The 20,024-nt window shown below is 68.2% G+C and carries 9 protein-coding genes; 5 read left to right on the forward strand and 4 right to left on the reverse strand.

Going from position 1 to position 20,024, the window contains the following annotated elements; genetic code table 11:
• Window positions 1–17: 17 nt before the first annotated feature.
• A complete protein-coding gene (locus O9271_RS05650) occupies window positions 18–1,187 on the reverse strand; it encodes an acyl-CoA dehydrogenase (RefSeq protein WP_298266954.1) in 1,170 nt (389 codons plus the stop codon).
• Window positions 1,188–1,495: 308 nt separating this feature from the next.
• On the opposite strand from O9271_RS05650, the gene O9271_RS05655 reads away from it, so the two are divergent.
• The 5 genes from O9271_RS05655 (at window position 1,496) to O9271_RS05675 (ending at window position 15,741) form a co-directional block, all read left to right on the forward strand.
• The gene (locus O9271_RS05655; RefSeq protein ID WP_298266956.1) at window positions 1,496–3,421 is read left to right on the forward strand and encodes a hypothetical protein; all 1,926 of its coding nucleotides are present in this window, start codon (window positions 1,496–1,498) and stop codon (window positions 3,419–3,421) included.
• 159 nt (window positions 3,422–3,580) lie between these two features.
• Entirely contained in the window at window positions 3,581–8,293 is a 4,713-nt protein-coding gene (locus tag O9271_RS05660) for a MupA/Atu3671 family FMN-dependent luciferase-like monooxygenase (protein WP_298266959.1), read from the forward strand.
• Window positions 8,294–8,330: 37 nt separating this feature from the next.
• Window positions 8,331–14,066: a type I polyketide synthase gene (locus tag O9271_RS05665; RefSeq protein WP_298266961.1), complete on the forward strand. Its 5,736-nt coding sequence runs from the start codon at window positions 8,331–8,333 to the stop codon at window positions 14,064–14,066.
• Window positions 14,063–14,860 (forward strand): alpha/beta fold hydrolase, encoded by a 798-nt coding sequence (locus O9271_RS05670; RefSeq protein WP_298266965.1) that lies wholly within the window; start codon window positions 14,063–14,065, stop codon window positions 14,858–14,860. The genes O9271_RS05665 and O9271_RS05670 overlap by 4 nt, the downstream gene beginning before the upstream one ends.
• Window positions 14,857–15,741 (forward strand): hypothetical protein, encoded by an 885-nt coding sequence (locus tag O9271_RS05675; RefSeq protein ID WP_298266967.1) that lies wholly within the window; start codon window positions 14,857–14,859, stop codon window positions 15,739–15,741. Before O9271_RS05670 ends, O9271_RS05675 begins: the two co-directional genes overlap by 4 nt.
• Window positions 15,742–15,762: 21 nt before the next feature.
• Here O9271_RS05675 and O9271_RS05680 read toward each other — a convergent pair whose 3' ends face one another.
• The 3 genes from O9271_RS05680 to O9271_RS05690 all read right to left on the reverse strand — a co-directional run bounded on the left by O9271_RS05680 (window position 15,763) and on the right by O9271_RS05690 (window position 19,888).
• Window positions 15,763–16,764, reverse strand: coding sequence for a polysaccharide deacetylase family protein (locus tag O9271_RS05680; RefSeq protein WP_298266969.1), 1,002 nt, complete (start codon window positions 16,762–16,764; stop codon window positions 15,763–15,765).
• A 72-nt stretch (window positions 16,765–16,836) separates the two neighbouring features.
• Window positions 16,837–18,747, reverse strand: coding sequence for a bifunctional homocysteine S-methyltransferase/methylenetetrahydrofolate reductase (locus O9271_RS05685; protein WP_298266971.1), 1,911 nt, complete (start codon window positions 18,745–18,747; stop codon window positions 16,837–16,839).
• A 28-nt stretch (window positions 18,748–18,775) separates the two neighbouring features.
• Window positions 18,776–19,888, reverse strand: a complete 1,113-nt coding sequence (locus tag O9271_RS05690) for a glycosyltransferase (RefSeq protein ID WP_298266974.1) — start codon at window positions 19,886–19,888, stop codon at window positions 18,776–18,778.
• Window positions 19,889–20,024: the final 136 nt, after the last annotated feature.

A 20,024-nucleotide genomic window follows, 5' to 3' on the forward strand; every position in this document is an offset into this window, starting at 1 on the left:
GAAACGGAAGATCCGGGCTACCGGAGCACGGCCTTCGCGATCGTCTGCAGCTGCATGTTGCTCGTGCCTTCATAGATGGTGCCGATCTTGGCGTCGCGGTAGAACTTTTCCGCGGGATACTCCCGCGTATAGCCGTACCCGCCAAACAGCTCCACGCACAGGCTCGTCACGCGCTCACACATCTGCGAGGCGTACAGCTTGGCCATGGCGCCCTCGCGCGCAATGTCGCGGCCGGCATCCTTGAGGCGTGCCGCGTTGTACACCATGAGGCGCGCGGCTTCGAGTTCGGTGGCCGCCTGCGCCACCTGGAACTGGATCCCCTGGAACTCCGTGAGCGCCTTGCCGAACTGCTTGCGCTCCTTCAGGTGCCCGATGGCCGCCTGCAGTGCCCCCTGCGCCACCCCGAGCATTTGCGCGCCGATGCCAATACGTCCCTCGTTCAGCGTCTCGATGGCGATCTTGTATCCCGCTCCGACGTCACCGAGCACGTTCGCATCGGACACGAAGACATTTTCGAAGTGGAGGCTCGTGGTGCTGGACGCACGAATACCCAGCTTGTCCTCTTTCTTGCCCACCGAAAAGCCGGGCGTGCCCTTCTCCACGATGAACGCCGTGATCCCCTTGTAGCCCATATCGGGCCGGGTGTTGGCAAACACGACGAACACGCTGGCTTCCCCACCATTGGTGATCCACGCCTTGCTCCCATCGAGCGTCCACCCGCCGTCGGCCCGCGTGGCGCGCGTGGCGAGGCCAAAGGCGTCCGAGCCCGAGCCGGGTTCGGAGAGGGCGTAGGCGCCAATCGTGTCGGCCGTCATGCGCGGGAGGATGCGCGCGCGCTGCTCCTCATTGCCGTACCGGTGCAGCGGATAGTTGACGAGCGTGTTCTGCACGTCCACCTGAATGGCCGCCGACGCGTCCACCTTGCTCAGCTCTTCCACGGCGAGGGTGACCATCATGAGCGACCCGCCGGCGCCGCCGTACTGCTCGGGCAACTCGATGCCCATGAGTCCGAGCTCGAAGAACTTGGCGGTAAGGACGGGATCGAGCTTGCCGGCCTCCTCCATGGCCCGAACGCGCGGCGCGACGTCGGACTGCGCCAACTCGGCCACGGCGGAGCGAAAAAGCTCCTCCTCCTCGGACAGGATGGTCAGCGGGCGATGGGAGGGTTCGGCGGCGGTGGGACTCATGGTGGGTGGCGGAATGGGCTGGGAGGACGCACGAAGCGGACGGGTAATGATCTAAGGTGCGGGTGAGGCGGGAGAAAGGTGACCGCGCCACCGGTGGCTGGAATGGCCGAAATCGGCACGCGAGTTGCCCCGGGAGGCAAGCGAGTGACAGAGATGCCACCTCGGTAACGGTCGCCGGAAACATGCCAAGTAACTTCACCACAAGCGTTTACAGCCGAGTCGGCGATCGGGGGGTGTGCACTTCCGTCTTCGTGCGGCTGGCATCGCTTTTGGGAGTGTTGCAGGGGTGCAACGGTGACACCCTACAGATGCCTGTGGCGGAGCCGATTGCGCCCCCTGCAAGCGTCAGGCAGCTGCAGCTCGCCACCGACACGGTGCAGGCTGGTGCACCCGTGGCCTTCCGCGGCGAGCGACTGGCGTTGGCGCCCGAGGCGTTCCACGTCACGGTAGACGGGACGCCGGTCGCCGTGGACTCCGTCGCCGCCGACCGCGTGTGGATGCGCATGCCTGGCACCTCGGCTTCCTGCGACGCCGCCACGGTGTCCGTCATGATGACGGGACCGGGTTGGGCCTTCCGCGGCGAGGTTGCCGTGTCCCCGGCGCTGCGTGTCGATCTGCCGGTGGGCGGTTCGCTGATCGCCCCGATGGCAGGTCATGCGCTCTGTCTGGATGTCGACGGCGCGGCGGCCGACTCGGCCCGCTTTGTGTTTACGGTCATGAACCCGGTTGCCGATGCCGCACACGTGGCCGGCTTCACGCTTTCCGGCATCGGACGAGGGGCGCTGGCCCACCGAAAGGGGACGGTCCTCGCGGACGGCTCGGTGCAGCGCCTCCCCGCAGCGACCGCAGGCCACGCGGTCCCGGCAGCCAGCTTGGCGCCTGCCTTTATGGGGCGCGCGGCGGACACGGAGCAGGAGGCCATGGTTCGCCATCTGGCGCGGCTCGACGCACGGGCCCTCCCCACGGCAATGGCCACCGCGCCTGCTCACGCCGCGGCCGCCGGTACGTCTCCAGCCAAGGGAGCGTCGGGTACCGCGCTCCGCTGGCAGGTGGGCGAGATGGTGAATCAACGGGTAGCAACCGGAAGCTGCGCTGCGGCCCAGCCGGTGCAGGCCCGCGTGGTGTACGCCGGCCCCACGGCCGTGCTGCTGGAAGATGTCTCGGCCCAGCATGCCGGTCGTATGGACGAGTGGTTCGCGCGCATCGGCGACGAGTACGAGCGCGTGATGTTGCCGCTCGTGCAGCAGCAGCTGGGCAATCCGCTGGCGCGCAACGCCGCTCTCGATGGTGATGGCCGCGTGACGCTGCTCTTCACCCCGGTGGTGAACACGGGCATGCCGGGCACGGCGGCGTTCGTGAATGCGTGCAACCTGTACCCGCGCAGCATCATGAGCGGAAGCAGTGCCGACGAAGTGATGTACATCCGGGTACCCGGCAACGGCGAGTCTCCGGCGGATTGGATGCGCGCGCTCCGCTCGACGCTGGTGCACGAAACGAAGCATCTGGCCAGCTTCGCGGAGCGCCTCTCCCGCGGCCGGCACTTTGAAGAGCCGTGGCTGGAAGAGGCCACGGCGCGTCTGGCGGAGGAGCTGTACTCACGCACTTTCCGCGGGGGGGGCCAGTGGCTGGGGCGGACGACCTTCGCGTCGAGCGTGCACTGCGAACTCGTCTGGTGTGACGATCGCCCGCTCATGATGTACACGCATTTCGCGGCACTGCACCAGTTCCTGCGGAATCCGGCCGCTCTGTCGCCGCTGGGTCCCGTTTCCCCTGCCGACGCCACCCCGTACGCCAGCGCCTGGTCTCTGGTGCGTTCGGTGCTGGACGCCACGCGCGGCGACGAAGCTCGTCAGATGCGCGCACTGGTACGTGGCGATGCCGGTGTGGGGATCGCCGCGCTCACCAGTGTGTCCGGGAAATCGCCCGCCGACATGCTCGATCAGTGGATGGCCGATCAGGTCGACGCCGATACGCGCCGCACTGCGGGTGTCCTCCGCAGCTGGGACAGCGGGAGCGTCTGGGAAGGGCTGGCCGCCATGTTCCCCGGGGTGTTTCGCGGTGCGCCGCTGCGCGCGACGCTTCTCGAAGCGGGCATTTGGGAACACACCGGTACGGTGCGGGGCTACACCGCCGCGTTCGCCGTCCTGCACGGTATCGGCTCGGGAACGCAGCGCGTGATGCTGCAGTCCGATGCTCGCGGCACCGCCCGCGTGCGTGTGACACGCGTCGACTAGCCTCGCCATCAGGCCAAAGATGGTCCGCCAGGGTCAGGGCGCGGGGGGGGGTGGGCTTGTATGCTTCGAACAGGTTCATTCGTCTGACTGGGTACCCCGTCCCACATGTGGCGGGGCCGAGACACTCTGCCTGTACCGCCCGAAACGAAACGATTATCCATGCGCGCTCTGCTGATCGGCAGCGAATCGTTGGTCATTCAATGCGGCGAGGTCCTGCGGGCCCGACATTGGCACGTGTCGGGCGTCGTCAGCGACGCCGCCGCTGTCCGCGCGTGGGCGGGAGAGGCCGGTATCCCCGTCTTTGGGGTTGCCGACCTTGATGCCGCCGCCGATACGCTCGCTTTTGACTGGCTGCTCTCCATCACGCACCTGAGGCCGATCCCCGATCACGTTCTGGCGCGGGCGGCCCGCGGCGCCGTGAACTTTCACGACGGCCCGCTGCCGCGATACGGCGGCCTCCAGGCGGCGGCGTGGGCGCTGCATGCGGGCGAGCGCACGCACGGTGTGGTTTGGCACCGGATGACCACGGTGCTCGACGGCGGCGCGGTGCTGGTACGACGCAACTTCCCCATCGAGGAGACCGATACGGCCCTCACGCTCAACGCGCGCTGCTGGGCGGCGGCGCTGGACGGGTTCTCGGAGCTCGTCTCGCGGCTTGAGCAAGGAGACGTCGTCGGATCTCCCGCGGAGGCCCCCGATCCCGCGACCCATCATGGTCGCGCCGATCGGCCGCGCGATCTTGGCCGCCTGCTGCCGGGGCAAACGGCCGGTGACTGGGAGCGTGCCTTGCGGGCGGCGGATACGGGACCGTATCCGAACCCGTTCGTCCTGCCGTGGGTCTGGTTGGGAACGCCGGTCGTGGTAGGGGCGGTGCAGCCGGTCCCGCACGATGGGGCCGGTGAGCCCGGGCAGCTTCTCGCCGTGAGCAGTGCATCACTGGTGCTGCGCGTTGCCGACCAGGCCGTGATGCTGTCGGACTTGCGTCATCTCGACGGCCGCGCGTGTCGCGCGGATGCGCTGTGCGCTGAGGCGGGGCTCGCTGCAGGCGATATGCTGCCGCCGTTTCCGGCGCTGCCCGCCACCGCGGCCGTACTGGCGCAAAGCGCGAAGCACGAGGCGAACTGGGTACGGACTTGGGAAGCGTATCAGCCTCTGGTGCTCTCCAGCGGACATGGCAACCAGCAGGCGACGACCACCGCTGTGCTGGGGCTTCCGGCCGCTGACGATGCGCTCGCGGCCGTGGTCATGCTGCTGTTTGCGCGCGGAGCGATGTCGGGGAGCGGACTCGGATACACGTGCACGGCCCTGGCGCACAATGCGCGCGGTGGTGTGGGCCTGCTCGCGCCAGTGGTGCCACTCGAGGTTGCCGTCGATGAGACGCTGACGGTCGCCGAGGCACTCAGCACCCTCGTGGCATGCTGCACACGCGCGGAGCAGGACGGTCCGCATCAACGGTCCATCTTTCTGCGCTACCCCGCACTGGGTGGCACGGAGCGATCGTGCGACGTGGTGGTGCAACGCCTCACGGACGGCGAGTGGCCGGCTCCCCCGGTAGGCGCCAGCCTCGTGGTGCAGGTGACCGCCGATGGCTCGGCGGTGCGCTGGGCATCGCCGAACGGCACGTGGTCCGTGGACGATCTCCTGACGTGGCACGACCGGCTGATGGCACTGGTCGGGCAGCGGCGCGGTGACCCCACGACACGGGTCGCTGATCTGTCCATCCTTTCGGAGCGTGAGCGCCAGCTGATCGAGGGCTGGGGATGCGGTCCGACCGACGACGCGGCGCCTCGCACGATCGCCGACGCAGTGCGCCGGCAAGCACTCGAGACGCCGGATCGTGTCGCGCTTCACTTCGGTGATCAGTCTCTCACCTTTGCCGCCTTGCAGGAGCGCGCCGATATCGTGGCGTGCCACCTGCAGGCGCGTGGTGTGCACCCGGACGAGCGCGTCGCGGTGATGGCCGAACGGTCGATGGATCTGGTGGTGGCGCTACTCGGTGTCCTGCGAGCCGGTGCGGCCTACGTCCCGATCGATCCGCGCTATCCCGCCGAGCGCCGTCGGCTCATGCTGGAGGATTGTGGCGCGCGTATTCTGCTGACGCAGGCGGGGCTGGCGCTGCCTGGCGAGCTGCCGTCGCTCACGCGCCTCGACATGGAGGGCCTCACCCCGTTGCCGGGCGCCGTCCTTCGCGACGACGTGCGTCCCGAGCACCTCGCCTACGTGATTTACACATCGGGATCCACCGGTCGCCCCAAGGGCGTCATGGTTGAGCACCGGCAGGTGAGCAACTTCTTCGCCGGCATGGATCGCGCGCTGGGCACCACTCCGGGCGTGTGGCTCGCGGTGACCAGTGTGTCCTTCGACATCTCGGTTCTCGAGTTGTTCTGGACGCTGTCGCGAGGCTTCACCGTGGTTGTCGCTCCCGATCGACCCGGTGCGGTGGAGGCAGCGCCCATGACGGCCAACGGCCTCGGATTCTCCCTGTTCTACTTCTCCGCCGACGAACAGGGTGAGGGGCGCGAGAAGTATCGCCTGCTCATGGAGGGCGCGCGCTTCGCCGATGCCCACGGATTTGAAGCCGTGTGGACGCCGGAACGCCATTTCCACGCGTTCGGCGGGTTGTATCCCAATCCCGTGGTGACCAGTGCGGCCATTGCCGCCATTACCACCAACGTGGGGATTCGTGCGGGCAGCTGCGTGCTGCCCTTGCATCACCCCGCCCGGGTTGCCGAAGACTGGGCGGTGGTGGACAACCTGTCAGCTGGGCGCGTGGGCGTGTCGATCGCGGCTGGTTGGCAGCCCAACGACTTCGTGTTCCGCCCGGAGGCGTACGCCGACGCGAAGCAGAACATGTTCCGCGAGATCGAGTTGGTCCAACAGCTGTGGCGCGGCGAGGCGGTCACCTTCCCCGGACCCCATGGCCCGGTGGAAGTCCGTACCCTGCCTCGCCCCGTGCAGCCGCGCCTTCCGGTATGGGTCACGACCGCCGGAAATCCCGAGACCTTTGCGCAGGCGGGTCGCGTTGGCGCCAATCTGCTCACGCATCTGCTCGGCCAGTCACTGGAGGAACTGACCCCCAAGATCGCCGCCTATCGCGAGGCGTGGCGGGCGGCGGGCCATGCCGGGGTTGGGCGTGTCACCCTGATGGTGCACACCTTCATCGGCGCCGACGACGAGCAGGTGCGCGATACGGTGCGCGAGTCGATGATCGCCTACCTGCGGACGTCGGTCAGTCTCATCAAGCAGTACGCGGGCGTATTCCCTACGCTGCGCCAACGGCCCGGATCGGACGGCAGCGACGTGGATTTCTCGGCGCTGAACGAGGCGGAGATGAACGCGCTGCTCGAGTTCTCGTTCGAGCGGTACTTCACCACCAGCGCGCTGTTCGGCACCGTCGAGAGCGCCATGGCCATGGTGGGGCGCATGCGGAGCTGCGACGTGGACGAAATCGCCTGCCTCGTGGACTTCGGCCTGCCCACCGACGTGGTCCTCAACCACCTCCCGCAGCTGGCGGAGTTGAAGTCACAGGCGATCCGGCGATTCCCCGGCAGCGCGCGCACCGTGGCGCCGGAGAGCGATCTGGCGACCCTCATTGCTCGGCACGGTGTGACCCACTTCCAGTGCACGCCTTCCATGGCCCGTCTGATGCTCGAAACGCCGGGGCATCGGGAGGCCTTGGGACAGCTGCAGGTGCTCTGCGTAGGTGGCGAGGCGTTGTCCGCGGCATTGGCGAGAGACTTGATGGCCGCAGGCCCGCGTGCCCTGTTCAACATGTACGGTCCCACCGAAACCACCGTCTGGTCCTCCGTGGGGCGCGTCGACGGCCGTGCCGGCGCCGTGGCGCTCGGCCATGCCATCGCGAATACGCAGCTGCGCATCGTCGATCCGCGATCGGGGCGCCTGCTCCCGCAGGGCATGGCTGGGGAACTGTGGATCGGCGGAGAGGGGGTGACGCGCGGCTACCTGGATCGGCCGACCCTCACCGCCGAACGATTCGTCACCGACGCGGAAGGCACGCGTTGGTACCGTACAGGTGATCTGGTGGAGTGGCGCGACGGAGAGTTGCACTTCCTTGGACGCCTCGATCACCAGGTGAAGATTCGCGGGTATCGGATCGAACTCGGTGAAATCGAGGCCCGACTGGCCGATGACGCGGCGGTGCAGGAAGTGGTGGTCATTGCCGACCAGGTGGCCGACGGTGATCCACGACTGGTGGCATATCTGACGCGCCGCGAGCTGATCCCGATCGATACGGCCGCGTTGCGGCGGCGGCTGCTGCAGGTGCTCCCCGACTTCATGGTGCCCACGCGCTTCGTGGTGCTGCGCGATATGCCGCGCACTCCGAATCTCAAGATCGATCGCGCGGCTCTGGCGAGTGCGCCGCGGGCCGATGAGGGGGTGACGGCGGACCGCGTGGCACCTCCTGTGTCCAGCATGCCCGCCGCGCGGAGCATTCCGACTCGTGCGCCCTCGGTTGCCGTAGCGGCCGAGACCGTGCGACAGCTCGAGCAGGCCATCGCCGGCATCTGGCAGGACGTGCTGCGATTGCCGGTCACGGGGATGCACGACAACTTCTTCGATCTCGGCGGACACTCCCTGCTGGTGGTACAGGTACACCAGCGGTTGCAGGCCCATCTGGGGCAATCGTTCCCGGTCACGGACCTGTTCCGGTTTGCCACCATCAGCACCATCGCGGCGCACCTCGCGCCGCAGGCCGCGAAAACGCCGTCGCGAGTTCCGGAGCTGGCGGTCCCCGATTCTCTTGAGGACGTCGGCGACGGTGCGGCAGACGCCAGCGCACACTCGGCCGAAGGCCGTGCAGCGCGTCGTCTGGCGCTCGCCCAGAATCGCCTCGGCCGTCGCAGCCGATGATTTCTTCACAGATGCCGGGCGTCAGCGCCCACTCTCGATGACCGATTTGACGGACGCCACGTGGCAGGGCACTGAAATTGCCATCGTGGGTGCGGCGGGGAGGTTTCCCGGTGCACGCACGCTCGATGAGTTCTGGACGCTGCTCAATGAGGGGCGCGAGGCCATTCGGCTGCTCAGCGACGAGGAGCTGGACGCGGCTGGTGTACCGGCGTCGGTACGCGCCGCACCGAACTTCGTGCCGCGCGGCGCCGTGCTCGATGACATCGGGTGGTGGGACGCGCGCTTCTGGGGATTCAGCCCGAAGGACGCGGCAATCATGGATCCCCAGCATCGGCTGTTTCTCGAGTGCGCGTACGAGGCGCTGGAGAACGCCGGGATCGCGCCCGACCAGGCGCCGGGGCGCGTTGGCGTTTTCGCCGGTGTGGGCATGGGGAGCTGGTTCCAGCAGGTCCTGCTGCGCAACCGGGCGTTGTGCGACGATGTCGGGATGTTCCTGCTCCGCCACACGGGGAATGACAAGGACTTCCTGTCGACGCGGGTGTCCTACGAGCTCGACCTGCGTGGGCCGAGTGTGAACGTGCAGACCGCCTGCTCGACGTCGCTCGTCGCGATGCACATGGCCGCGCAGGCGCTGCTCGCGGGAGAGACGGACGTTGCGCTAGCCGGTGGCGTGACCATCGAGTTGCCGAACACGGCAGGGTACGTGTTCAAGGAGAACGAGATTCTCTCGCCGGACGGGCATTGCCGTCCGTTCGATGCCGACTCGGCGGGCACGGTGTTCGGCAGCGGTGCCGGCGTGGTGGTCCTGCGGCGTCTGCAGGACGCGCTGGACGACGGCGACCATATTCTCGGCGTCATCCGCGGATCGGCCATCAACAACGATGGGGCGGGGAAGATCGGATATCTGGCGCCCAGTGTGGACGGACAGGCCGATGCAATTGCCGAGGCGATCGCCGTTGCCGGCGTCCCCGCGGACACGATCGACTACGTCGAGGCACACGGTACGGGCACACGGGTCGGAGACCCGATCGAGGTGGAAGCGCTCACGCAGGCGTTCCGTCGCAGCACGGACGCCACGGCGTTCTGTGGCCTCGGGTCCGTCAAGTCGAACATTGGTCATCTCGACACGGCGGCTGGCGTTGCTGGCGTGCTCAAGGTGCTGCTGTCCATGCAGCACGGGACGCTGCCGCCCACCCTGCATTTCCGTACCCCCAATCCGCTCATCGATTTCGCGCGGACGCCCTTCCGCGTGGTCGCCGACCGCACCACCTGGGTTCGTCGGGGACATCCCCGGCGGGCCGGGATCAGCAGTCTCGGCGTGGGGGGAACGAACGCCCACGTGCTGCTCGAGGAGCCACCGGCCCGCGCAGCGCGTGTCGTGACGCCGCACTGGCAGCTGCTGCCCTTGTCGGCCCGCAGTGCCAGCGCCTGCGACACCATGGCGATCAATCTGGCCGACCATCTGCGTGAGCACCCCGACGTGGCGTTGGCCGACGTGGCGCATACGCTGCAGATCGGCCGCATGGCGCATCCGCATCGCGCGTTCGTGGTGGCGCGCGATACGGCCAGTGCTGCCGTCCATCTGGAAGATGCCGAGAGCAGCTGGCGTGGGCGTGGCGTGGCGAGCGGACGACGGCGCGCGCTGGTCTTCCAGTTTGCCGGGGGTGGAGCTCAGCATCCGGATATGGCGCGCGCGCTCTGTCGCGATGATGCCGTGTTTCGCGAGGTCTTCGACGAGGCCCTGCACAGCCTCGATCGCAGTGTCGCCGACGAGCTTCGCCGTGTGCTGCTGGCGCCGTTGGCACCGAGTGATGCTGGCGACACGCTCGAGCGCCCCTCGGTGGGCTTGCCGGCACTGCTCATCACCCAGATTGCGATGGCCCGCCGGCTCATGCAGTGGGGCGTGACGCCAACCGCCATGATCGGCCACAGCATGGGCGAGTATGCGGCGGCGCATCTGGCCGGGGTGTTCTCGCTGCACGATGTGGTGCGGCTGGTGGCGCTGCGCGGTCGCTTGTTCGAGCAGGTGCAGCCGGGCGGGATGCTGTCAGTCCCGGTGGCCGCAGCCCGGCTGGCGCCGCTGTTGCCTGAAGGAGTGTCGATCGCTGCCGTGAACGCCCCCGAGTTGTGCGTCGCCTCCGGGCCGATGAGCGGGCTGGCACAGCTCGAGCAGCGCTTGAGCGAAGCCGAACTCGAGTATCGCCGGGTGCGCATTGCGGTGGCAGCGCATTCCATGCTGCTCGATCCGATTCTCGACGAATTCGAACAGTTCCTGCGCACTTTGAGCTTCGGGGCACCGGAGATTCGCTTCGTGTCCAACCGCAGCGGTGACTGGATGAGCACCGCCGACGCCACGTCGCCGCGCTATTGGGTACGTCATCTGCGGGAGACGGTGAATTACACCGCTGGGCTGGACGTCATCCTGCGTGATCCCGAGGCCATCGTGCTGGAGGTGGGTCCGGGACGATCCATGACCCAACTGGTGCAGCAGCATCCGGGACGTGGCGCGGGGCATCTCGTGCTGAGCACGCAGCCGGGGACGAGCGACCGGCAGGCATCGGAACCGCTGCCAGCGTTGCTCAGTGCCGCGGGCACCCTGTGGTGCCACGGTGTGGAGGTGCGCTGGCCACTGCAGGTTGGTGAGGAGCCGGGGTGCCGCGTGCCGTTGCCAACGTATCCGTGGGAACGACAGCGGTACTGGGTGGAAGCCGATCCCGAGCAGCGCGAGGCCGCGCCACTGGCGACTGCGTCGCCGGCCGGTGGTGACGTTGGTGTATCGACGGGGGACCGCACCGCCGACACGCGACAGTGGTTTCACGAGGCGACATGGGAACGGATCCCGTTCGAGCAGGCCGTGCCCGTGAAACGTCTGTGGGTGCTCGGTGATGTGCTGCCTCCGGCGCTCGAGGCGGCGGTGGCCCACGTTGCCTCCGGTGGGACGCCAGTGCTGCGCGTGCGTCATGGTGACGCCGCGCCGCTCGCCGACCTCACTGGTACGGCCACCGTGTCGCTGCCGAGTACCAGCGCCGACGCATGGGAGACGCTGCTGGCCGAGGCGCTGCGCCAGCAGGCCGCGCCGTCGCATCTGCTGCATGCGTGGGCGAGCGCGCCCGGTGTGCTGGACATGGAAGCGGCGGCGTTCGACACCCTGGCGGCATTGGGACAGGCCATGTCACGCGTCGAGTGCGGCCCGCTCGAACTGCGGGTCGTCACCCGTGGAGCGGTGGCGGTGACCGGGGGCGATATCGACGATCCCGCGGCGGCACTCTCGATGGGGCCAGCACTCGGCTTGCCGGCGGAAGTCGAAGGATTGCGGGCGCAGGTGATTGATCTCGACGCCGCGACGGCGCTCAACTGCTCGCCGGTGCTGGTGGAGGCGCTCGCGGGCGACGTGTCCGCGAGTTCGTCGGCCGCCGTGGTGGCGTATCGGTATGGTCGCCGGTGGGCCAGAGGCTTCCGGTCGGTGCGGGCGACGGGCGAGGCGGCCCCGATCATTGCCCGTGACGGAGGCTGCTATGTCATTACCGGCGGCTTGGGAGGCATTGGCCTCACCCTCGCCAGGACGCTCGCCGCAGGAGCGCGTGTGCGCGTGTCCCTCTGGTCGCGTCGGGGGCTTACGGACGACAGCCCGGCAACCCGCCAGGCGATCCAGGGGCTGGAGGCGTTGGGCGCGTCGGTCGAGGTGCGTCAGGTAGACTGCGCCGACCCGGCGCAGGTACGTGACGCCATGCAGGCGTTGATCACGACGTGGGGCGCCGTTCACGGCGTGATCCATGCGGCCGGTGTGCTTGCCGACGGACTGCTGGCACTCAAGAGCGACGCCGACATGAAGGCGATCATGGCGCCGAAGGTGCGCGCCGTGCAGCCGCTCGCCGAGGCGTTTGCGGCGCAGCCCGAGACCACGCCGCGCGACTTCTTCCTTTGCTGCAGCTCCGTGAGCGCCATGGCCGGACTCCCCGGTCAGGTGGACTACGCTGCCGCCAACGCGTATCTCGATGCGTGGTGCGCCCGCGAGGCCGCGCATGTCACGTGGCCGGTGATCTCCCTTGCCTGGAGCGCCTGGCGCGATACTGGCATGGTGGCGCGCTCGCGCGGCGCCGGACCTGTGTCCGTGTCTCATCCGCTTCTTGGCCGCACGCTGCGCTCCGGCGCCGACGCGCTCTTCGCCGTGGAACTCGATCCGGCGCAGCACTGGATCATGGCCGAGCATCGCCTCGCGAACGGCACATCCCTGATCCCCGGAACGGGATACCTGGAGATCGCCCGCGCTGCACTCGCCTCCTGGAGTGCCGGTCGCGTGCTCGAGCTTCGTGATGTCGCCTTCTTTGCCCCGTTCGTGTTGCCGGATGACGCGCCGCGTGAGTTGCGGGTGGCGATCGACGCCCGCGACGATCGGGCGCAGTTCGTGATCGCCGGCCGCGTGGAGCCGGGCGAGGACGGCGGTCAGTGGGAGGAGCACGTCATGGGGAGTGCGCGGTGCCTCCCGTCAGAGGACCGGGCGCCGTTCGATGCCGAGGCGTTGCGCCGGAACGGTGCGCTGCAACCGCGCCCGGTGGCCTATGATCCGCACCTTCGGTTCGGCCCCCGGTGGCACAATGTGCAGTCGCTGTCCGTGGGCCACGGGCAGGCGCTCCTCGAGCTCGCATTGCCAGCCCCGTACACGGCGGACTTGCGCGACTATCTGCTGCATCCGGCGCTGATGGACATGGCCACGGCCGGGGCGCAGTGCCTTATCGACGGCTTCGATGCCGCGCGTGATTTCTTCGTGCCGTTGTCCTATGGCGCGATCCGCTGCCACGGTCCGCTTTCCGCGCGCCTGTGGAGCCATATCACGCTCCGCACCGACGCCAGCGCCGATCCGGATCTGGCCTCGTTCGACGTGCTGGTGGCCGATGCCGACGGTCGTGTGCTGGTGGAGATCAGCGACTTCCTCATGACGCGAGTGCGCGATCAGGCGCAGCTCATGGCGCCCGACTCCACGCGCCGCCGACGTCGGCGCAGTACGCTTGATCTCGACCGCGAGGTCGCGGCAGCGCCCGAGGCGGACGAGCCGTCCTGGTACGCAGAGGCCATCGCGCCGCGAGAGGGAGGCGAGGCCTTCCTGCGTGGCGTTTCGCTGGGGGCAGTGCATCCGCACCTGTTGGTCTCCCCCTTCCCGCTCGAGGGGCTGCTGCATCGGCTGCGCGAGGCCCCCGCGCGTCGAGCGCCGCGTGAGGCGACGCCGGTGTCGGCGCCGCAGGTGCCCGTGGAGCGTATCGAAGCAACGCTGGCGGAGCATCCGGCTGTGGCGCAGCAGGCCGTCGTGTCGCGCGTCGATCGCACAGGCAGCGTGCGGCTCGTCGCGTACGTGCAGCTGTCGGCAGGGGCCCGTGCGACCGTTTCCGAGTTGCGCCGTGCGCTCAAGAAATCGTTGCCGCCACACCTGGTGCCGTCGATGTTCCTGCTGCTCGACACCATGCCCTCGAGTGGTGACGGGACGGTTCGGCGCGAGGCACTCCCCGATCCGTTCGGTGCCGACGACGAGGTCGTGCCGCCGCGGACCGATATGGAGCAGGCCATTGCCGCCGTCTGGCGCGATGTGCTTGGCGTCGAGCAGATCAGTGTTTACGACAACTTCTTCGACATCGGCGGACACTCGCTGCTTGCCGTGCGCGCCATCACGCGCCTCGAGCGCGCGGTGGGGGTCCGGCTGAATCAGGCCAACATGGTGCTGCAGACGCTCGAACAGCTCGCGGCGGAATGTGCCCGTCGCGCCGAGGGGGTGCCCGCATGAACGCGCTCTTCTTCGGTTCCTCCGATGCCCCGTTGTACGGCGTGTACCATCCCCCCAAGGCGCGCTCCGGCCGCCGCACGGGCGTTGTGTTGTGCGCGCCGTTCGGGCAGGAGTACATGCGGTCGCACCGCGCGTTCCGTCAGCTGGCGCTGATGCTGGCCAAGGCCGGGTATCACGTCTTCCGCTTCGACTACCGGGGCACGGGGGATTCGTGGGGCGAGGGCGATGCCTTCACGCTGCGCGGAGCGGTTGACGATACCCTGCTGGCCATGGAAGAATTGCGGGACACCGCGGATGTCTCGGAGATCGCGCTCGTGGGGCTTCGACTGGGGGCCACGGTGGCCGCGCTCGCGGCGCAGGAGGCCGAAGACCTGTCGCACCTCATTCTGTGGGATCCCATCGTCGACGGGCCATCGTACGCCGATGCCTTGGCGGGATCGGTGCACGATGGCACCGCCGGTGGCGCAGCGCAGACGCTGACTCGCAGCACCCCGGCGGGTATCGTGCATGCCATGGGATTTCCTGTGGGGGCGGCCCTCCGTGACGAGTTGCAGTCCCTGCGGACACCGGGGCCGCTTCGCCATGGCGGGCAGACGCTGGTGGTCCTTCCCGACGAGGGCGACACGGCCGCTGACGCCCTGGGACTGGAGTCTGGCAACGGCACGGCGTCGACCGAACGCGCTGTGGTGCCCGTTTCCGGGCGGTGGGACGAAGTGGATAATTGGGGGTCGGCGATGATTCCCCAGAACGCGATCCGGTTCCTTGTGGACTGGATCCAGAACCGGGCACGATGACGATGGTCGAGCAGGTAGTGCGGTTTGGCACGGCGGCAGCATTGAACGGCATCCTGACCGAACCGGGTGACGGTCGGGAGGTGCCGGTCGCCGCGCCGGTGATCCTTCTCAACTCCGGTATTCTGCACAAGGTGGGAGCGTGCCGGCTCTACGTGACGCTGGCGCGTCAGCTGGCGGCCGCGGGCGTACCGACCTTGCGCTTTGACCTGAGCGGCCTGGGCGACAGCGATGTGCGTCGTGATGCGCTCGGCTTCGAGGAGAGCGCGGTGGCGGAAACGCGCGAAGCCATGGATCACCTGACCACGGTACGCGGGTGGGACACCTTTCAGCTTGCTGGTCTCTGCTCGGGGGCTGACGTGGCACACATGACGGCGGTGGTCGATGCACGCGTGGTGGCGATGGCCTCCATCGACGCGCGCACGCATCTCACGCCGGGCTTCTGGTGGCACAACTACGCGCCCAAGCTGTTGGCGCCCGGGACGTGGCCCGAACTCATCCGCCGACGCCTGGCGCGGCGGGCCGCGGCGGTGGCGAGTGAGGCGCTGCCGGATGAAGAGGCCTTCGAGCTGCCCACCTACGTGCGGGAGATCCCGCCGCGCGATGCGTTGGCCGCCGATCTCCGCGTCCTCGCCAAGCGGCAGGTGCAGCTGCTGTACGTGTTCACCGACGGGCTGGGCTTCTACAATCACGAGGGCCAGCACCGGCGCGCGTTCCGGGATGTGCCCTTCGGCAGCTGCCTGCGGGAATGTCACCTGCGCGGGGCCGACCACATCCTCACCGATCCATCGCACCAGCGCCGGGCGATCGATCTGCATCTCGAATGGGCGCGGCGCACGCCGCTCAAGGCAGCGGTGCCGGCGTTGGAGCAGGTGAACGTCTGACGTCGGCCGGTGCGCGCGCTGTTAGCGGCCGAGCAGGATGCGCCGCACGGCGAACGCCGGTTCCTCGCCAAGCGTGAAGCGCGGTACGGCGTACCGCCGCTCGGTATGACTTCCGGGAAGCAGCGCGCCGCCGAGCGTGGTGATGGCGCCCGCCACGTCGCAGTCGTCGAGGATGCGCATTTCGCGCGGCCCGAAGTCCGCCTGTGTGCCGTTCGGATAGCAGAACACCCGCGACGGCTGGACGAACGCGGCGCGCACCCGGCTGATGGATTCCCCGATCTGCCAGCGCGCTTCGGTATCGCTGCAGGTGGCGAGAACTGGATGTGTCATCGTGTGTGCGCCGAACTGCACCAATGGCGACTCGGCCGCGCGCAGCGCGTCGAACGAGGCGAGCGTGAACTCGTCGGGCGGTGCCGCGGGCAACTCGATGTCGAGGGCCAGCGCGAGTCGCTGGACGGCATGCATCCGCTGGTCGTGGCTGATCGCCTTCAGCCCTTCGCGGAGCCGGTTGAGTGCCTCCGTCCCTTCCGCTGACGACAGCGGATGCACATGGAATGTGATCCCCGAGATCTCAAGGGTTACGCTGCGACGGGCCCGCGACGTGAGATACCAGAGCTTGTCCCACCAGAACCAGTCGTTTTGCTCCACGAGTCCCGGGCACACGAAGCCCGTCACCGGGGCATCGAACTCCCGAAAAATCGGCAGGCAAATGGAGGTGAAGTCCCAGTAGCAGTCGTCGACGGAAAAGGCGACGAAGGGACGGCTGCGGCGAGCCGGTGATTGCCCGATGGCGACGCGGACGGCCTCGTCCACGGAGACGATGTCGATGTCCACGCGTCGCACGGCATCGAGAATCGCGCGCAGTTCCTCGACGCGGTGTCCGGCTTCCTGCCCGGGGAAGCAGTCGAAGCGGTGCAGGAAGAAAATGGCGCCGCGAGCGCCCGCGACCGAGGCGATCGCTCGGCCTGCCAGCGATGAGGCGAACACTCCCTCAGCAAGAAAACGGACCAGCGGTAGCAGCATGGTGAGGGACGTTACCTGGAAACCCGCGCACGTCCAGCGGTGCGCGCCATGGCCCGCGTCGCGCGTGACGCGTTATGCAAGGACGTCCACCGCGAGTTCGGCCTTGCCGAACGGTGCCGAGACCTGAACACCCTGCACTGCGTCGCGCACACCGGCCAGCATCTCTCGGGCTATGGCGATCCCCTCCGCGACTGCATGCTCCTTGCTCACGGCACTCGCGCGGCGCATGCGATCGAGCACGGCGTCGGGCACGGTGACCCCCGGCACCTCGTTGGCCAGGAACTCGGCGTTGCGCGCGCTCACGAGGGGCCAGATGCCGGCGATCACCGGAATGCGCAGCCCCTCGACGCGGCGCAGGAACGCCTCGAGCTGCGCGGGATCGAACACCGGTTGGGTAATCGCATACTCCGCACCGGCTTCCACTTTCCAGTGGAAACGGCGCAGCTCGTGCTCCGGATCGATGGCGGCGGGATTGACCCCAACGCCGATCACGAAGCGGGTGGGTTCGCCAATGGGATTGCGTCCCGGGTCGAGGCCGCGGTTCAACTGGCTCACCAGGTTGGTGAGGCCGATGGCGTCGATGTCGAAGACCGCCGTCGCGTCGGGATACGGTCCCATCTTTGGTGGGTCGCCGGTGACGAGCAACAGGTTCCGCAGGCCGAGGGCCGAGGCCCCCAGCAGGTCGCTGAGCATACCTAGGAGGTTGCGGTCTCGACAGGCATAGTGGGTGACGGCCTCGATCCCGTGCCGTTCGATGATGAGACTGGTGGCAATGGCGCCCATGCGGCTCTGGGCGCGCGGACCATCCGGAACGTTGATGGCGTCAACGCCCGCGCGGGCCAGTGCCTGTGCGTCCAATTCCAGCTTGGCGGTATCCACCCCGCGCGGCGGAACAATCTCCACACTGGTGACAAAGGTCCCCGCCGCCAGCTTGCCCCCCAGGCGCGAGCGTTCCGCGAGCGGCGCCGGCGAACGGCCGACCACCCCGGCCGTCGAACCGGTGTCGTGGGCCGGGGAGCCGACGGTCACTCGGGACCGCGGCGCCAGAGGGCGCACGCCCTCGACCATGGCCTTGATGTGCTCGGGGGTGGTGCCGCAGCAGCCGCCGACAATCTTCGCGCCCGCCTGAATGAGATGACGCGCATAGGTCGCCATGTACTCCGGGCTGGCCATGTACATGCTGCGCCCCCCCACCTCACGCGGCATGCCGGCATTCGGCTGCGCGCTCAACTTCCTGCTCGTGACGGTGGCCATGCGTTCGATGGCCTCGAGGATCGTCTGCGGGCCAACCGAGCAGTTCAGCCCGATGACATCCACGCCCCATTTGTCGAGCACGCGCGCCACGTCTTCCGGTGAGGCTCCGTAGGCCGTACGCAACTCGGGACCCACCGTGGCCTGCGCAATGACAGGCATCGCCGCGTTGACGTCCCGGGCGGCACGAATCGCCTGTTCGAGCTCCTCGAGATCCGCAAAGGTCTCCAACACGAAACAGTCGGCGCTGCCGTCGGCGAGCGCCTGCATCTGCTCGCGGAACATGGCACGCGCCTCGTCACGACTTGTGGGGCCGTAGGGCTCGAGCCGCACCCCCAACGGACCAACGGCACCTGCCACCAGACGCTCCGCGCCTGCCGCCTCACGCGCCACGATGGCTGCCCGCCGGTTGATGTCCGCCACCTGCGATTCGAGGCCGTAGTGCGTGAGCTTGGCACGATTGGCGCCGAACGTATTGGTCTCGATGACCTCGGCGCCGGCCTTCACATATGCCGCGTGCACCTCGCGGACCATATCCGGGGCACGCAGCACGAGTTCATCGTAGCACTGATTGATGAACACGCCCTTGGCATAGAGCATCGTCCCCATGGCGCCATCGAACACGATGACCTCATTGGGGTCCAGCAGACGGGCGATGAGCGCGGCACGCGCGGAAGGCGCGGAAGGTGCCGACGAGGCGGCGGATACGGTCGAGGGCGGCGGGCTGGGCATGGCTGGAGGAAACATAGTCGGCCCCCGCTTACGCGTCGCCGGCCGCCACGGCGGAATACGCATCCACATACCGGGCCGTCATGCGCTGTGCTTCGAACTCTTCGAGGAAGCGACGGCGCGCGTTGGTGCCGAACCGCTCGCGCAGCGACGCGTCGAGCAGCAGCCGTTCGAGGGCCCTCGTCAAGGTGGTCTCGTCCGTGGGATCGATGAGGAGCGCGTCCTCCTCGTGCCGGATGATGTCGGGGATCCCCCCCACGCGTGACGCCACGATCGCGCACCCCGCCGCCATGGCCTCGAGGAGCGCCATGGGGGCTCCTTCGCTCGCGGAGGGCATGGCGAAGATCGAGGCGCCCGCGAGAAACGGGGTCACGTCATCGACGAACCCCACAAACTGGACATGCGCGGACACGCCCAGCGCGTCGGCGAGGCGTTCCAGCTCTGGACGCAGTGGGCCATCACCGACGATCTGCAGCGTGCAGGGGTGTCCCCGTCGAACGAGCGCGGCAACGGAGTGGATGGCGGCGGCAAAGCGCTTGACAGGCACCAGGCGGCCGACCGCCACGATGCGCGCGGGGTCACGTTCGCCGCGCGGATCTGCTGACACCACAGCAAAACGATCCACGATGCCATTTTGAATGATGGCAAGCCGATCGCGCGCAACGCCCCGCTGCTGCAGATCGCGCAGCACGCCCGTCGAGACCGCGATGACCTTTTCGAACGATCTGCAGAACGTCGTTTCGGCGAGCATCGCGGCGCGCATATCGGTGGACGACGCGGACTCACTGTGTACCGTGGCCAGGACCGGCCGGCGCCAGAACAGGCGGGCGAGCCCCACCGCCGTCGCGGCCTTGTATCCATGTACGTGCACGACGTGCGGATCACCTGCCCGCAGCGTGGCGACGACGCGGCGCAGCGGCCCGAAGCCCACGAACCGCGTTATGGGCACGAAGTGGACGGGAATACCCTGCTCGCGCAAGAGCCGCCCCAGCGCGCCCCCCTCGTCTTCTTCTCGGCACAAGGCCAGAAAGGTGACGTCGACGCCGCGAGCCCGCAGCACCGGCAGCAGCGCCAGCAGCATGCGTTCGATGCCGTACAGCCCCCCGCTCTGGTTCACGACTACGACCCGCATGGGTTCACTCACGCCCTGCACCCTCCGTCGAAATTCGAGCCCGAGCGCCTGGTGTGCGCCGCCCATGCCCGACGTTCGGGTGCTCGAATGCCCCCGATGTGAATAACTTACCAACATGTCGAACACTGCCGCTGCCGTCCCACCGAAT

The organism is Gemmatimonas sp. (genome assembly GCF_027531815.1).
Lineage (GTDB): Bacteria > Gemmatimonadota > Gemmatimonadetes > Gemmatimonadales > Gemmatimonadaceae > Gemmatimonas.

Coding starts and splice junctions, on each gene's coding strand:
- O9271_RS05650 (WP_298266954.1), bottom strand. CDS start 1,187: ATGAGTCCCACCGCCGCCGAACCCTCCCATCGCCCGCTGACCATCCTG.
- O9271_RS05655 (WP_298266956.1), top strand. CDS start 1,496: ATGCCTGTGGCGGAGCCGATTGCGCCCCCTGCAAGCGTCAGGCAGCTG.
- O9271_RS05660 (WP_298266959.1), top strand. CDS start 3,581: ATGCGCGCTCTGCTGATCGGCAGCGAATCGTTGGTCATTCAATGCGGC.
- O9271_RS05665 (WP_298266961.1), top strand. CDS start 8,331: ATGACCGATTTGACGGACGCCACGTGGCAGGGCACTGAAATTGCCATC.
- O9271_RS05670 (WP_298266965.1), top strand. CDS start 14,063: ATGAACGCGCTCTTCTTCGGTTCCTCCGATGCCCCGTTGTACGGCGTG.
- O9271_RS05675 (WP_298266967.1), top strand. CDS start 14,857: ATGACGATGGTCGAGCAGGTAGTGCGGTTTGGCACGGCGGCAGCATTG.
- O9271_RS05680 (WP_298266969.1), bottom strand. CDS start 16,764: ATGCTGCTACCGCTGGTCCGTTTTCTTGCTGAGGGAGTGTTCGCCTCA.
- O9271_RS05685 (WP_298266971.1), bottom strand. CDS start 18,747: ATGCCCAGCCCGCCGCCCTCGACCGTATCCGCCGCCTCGTCGGCACCT.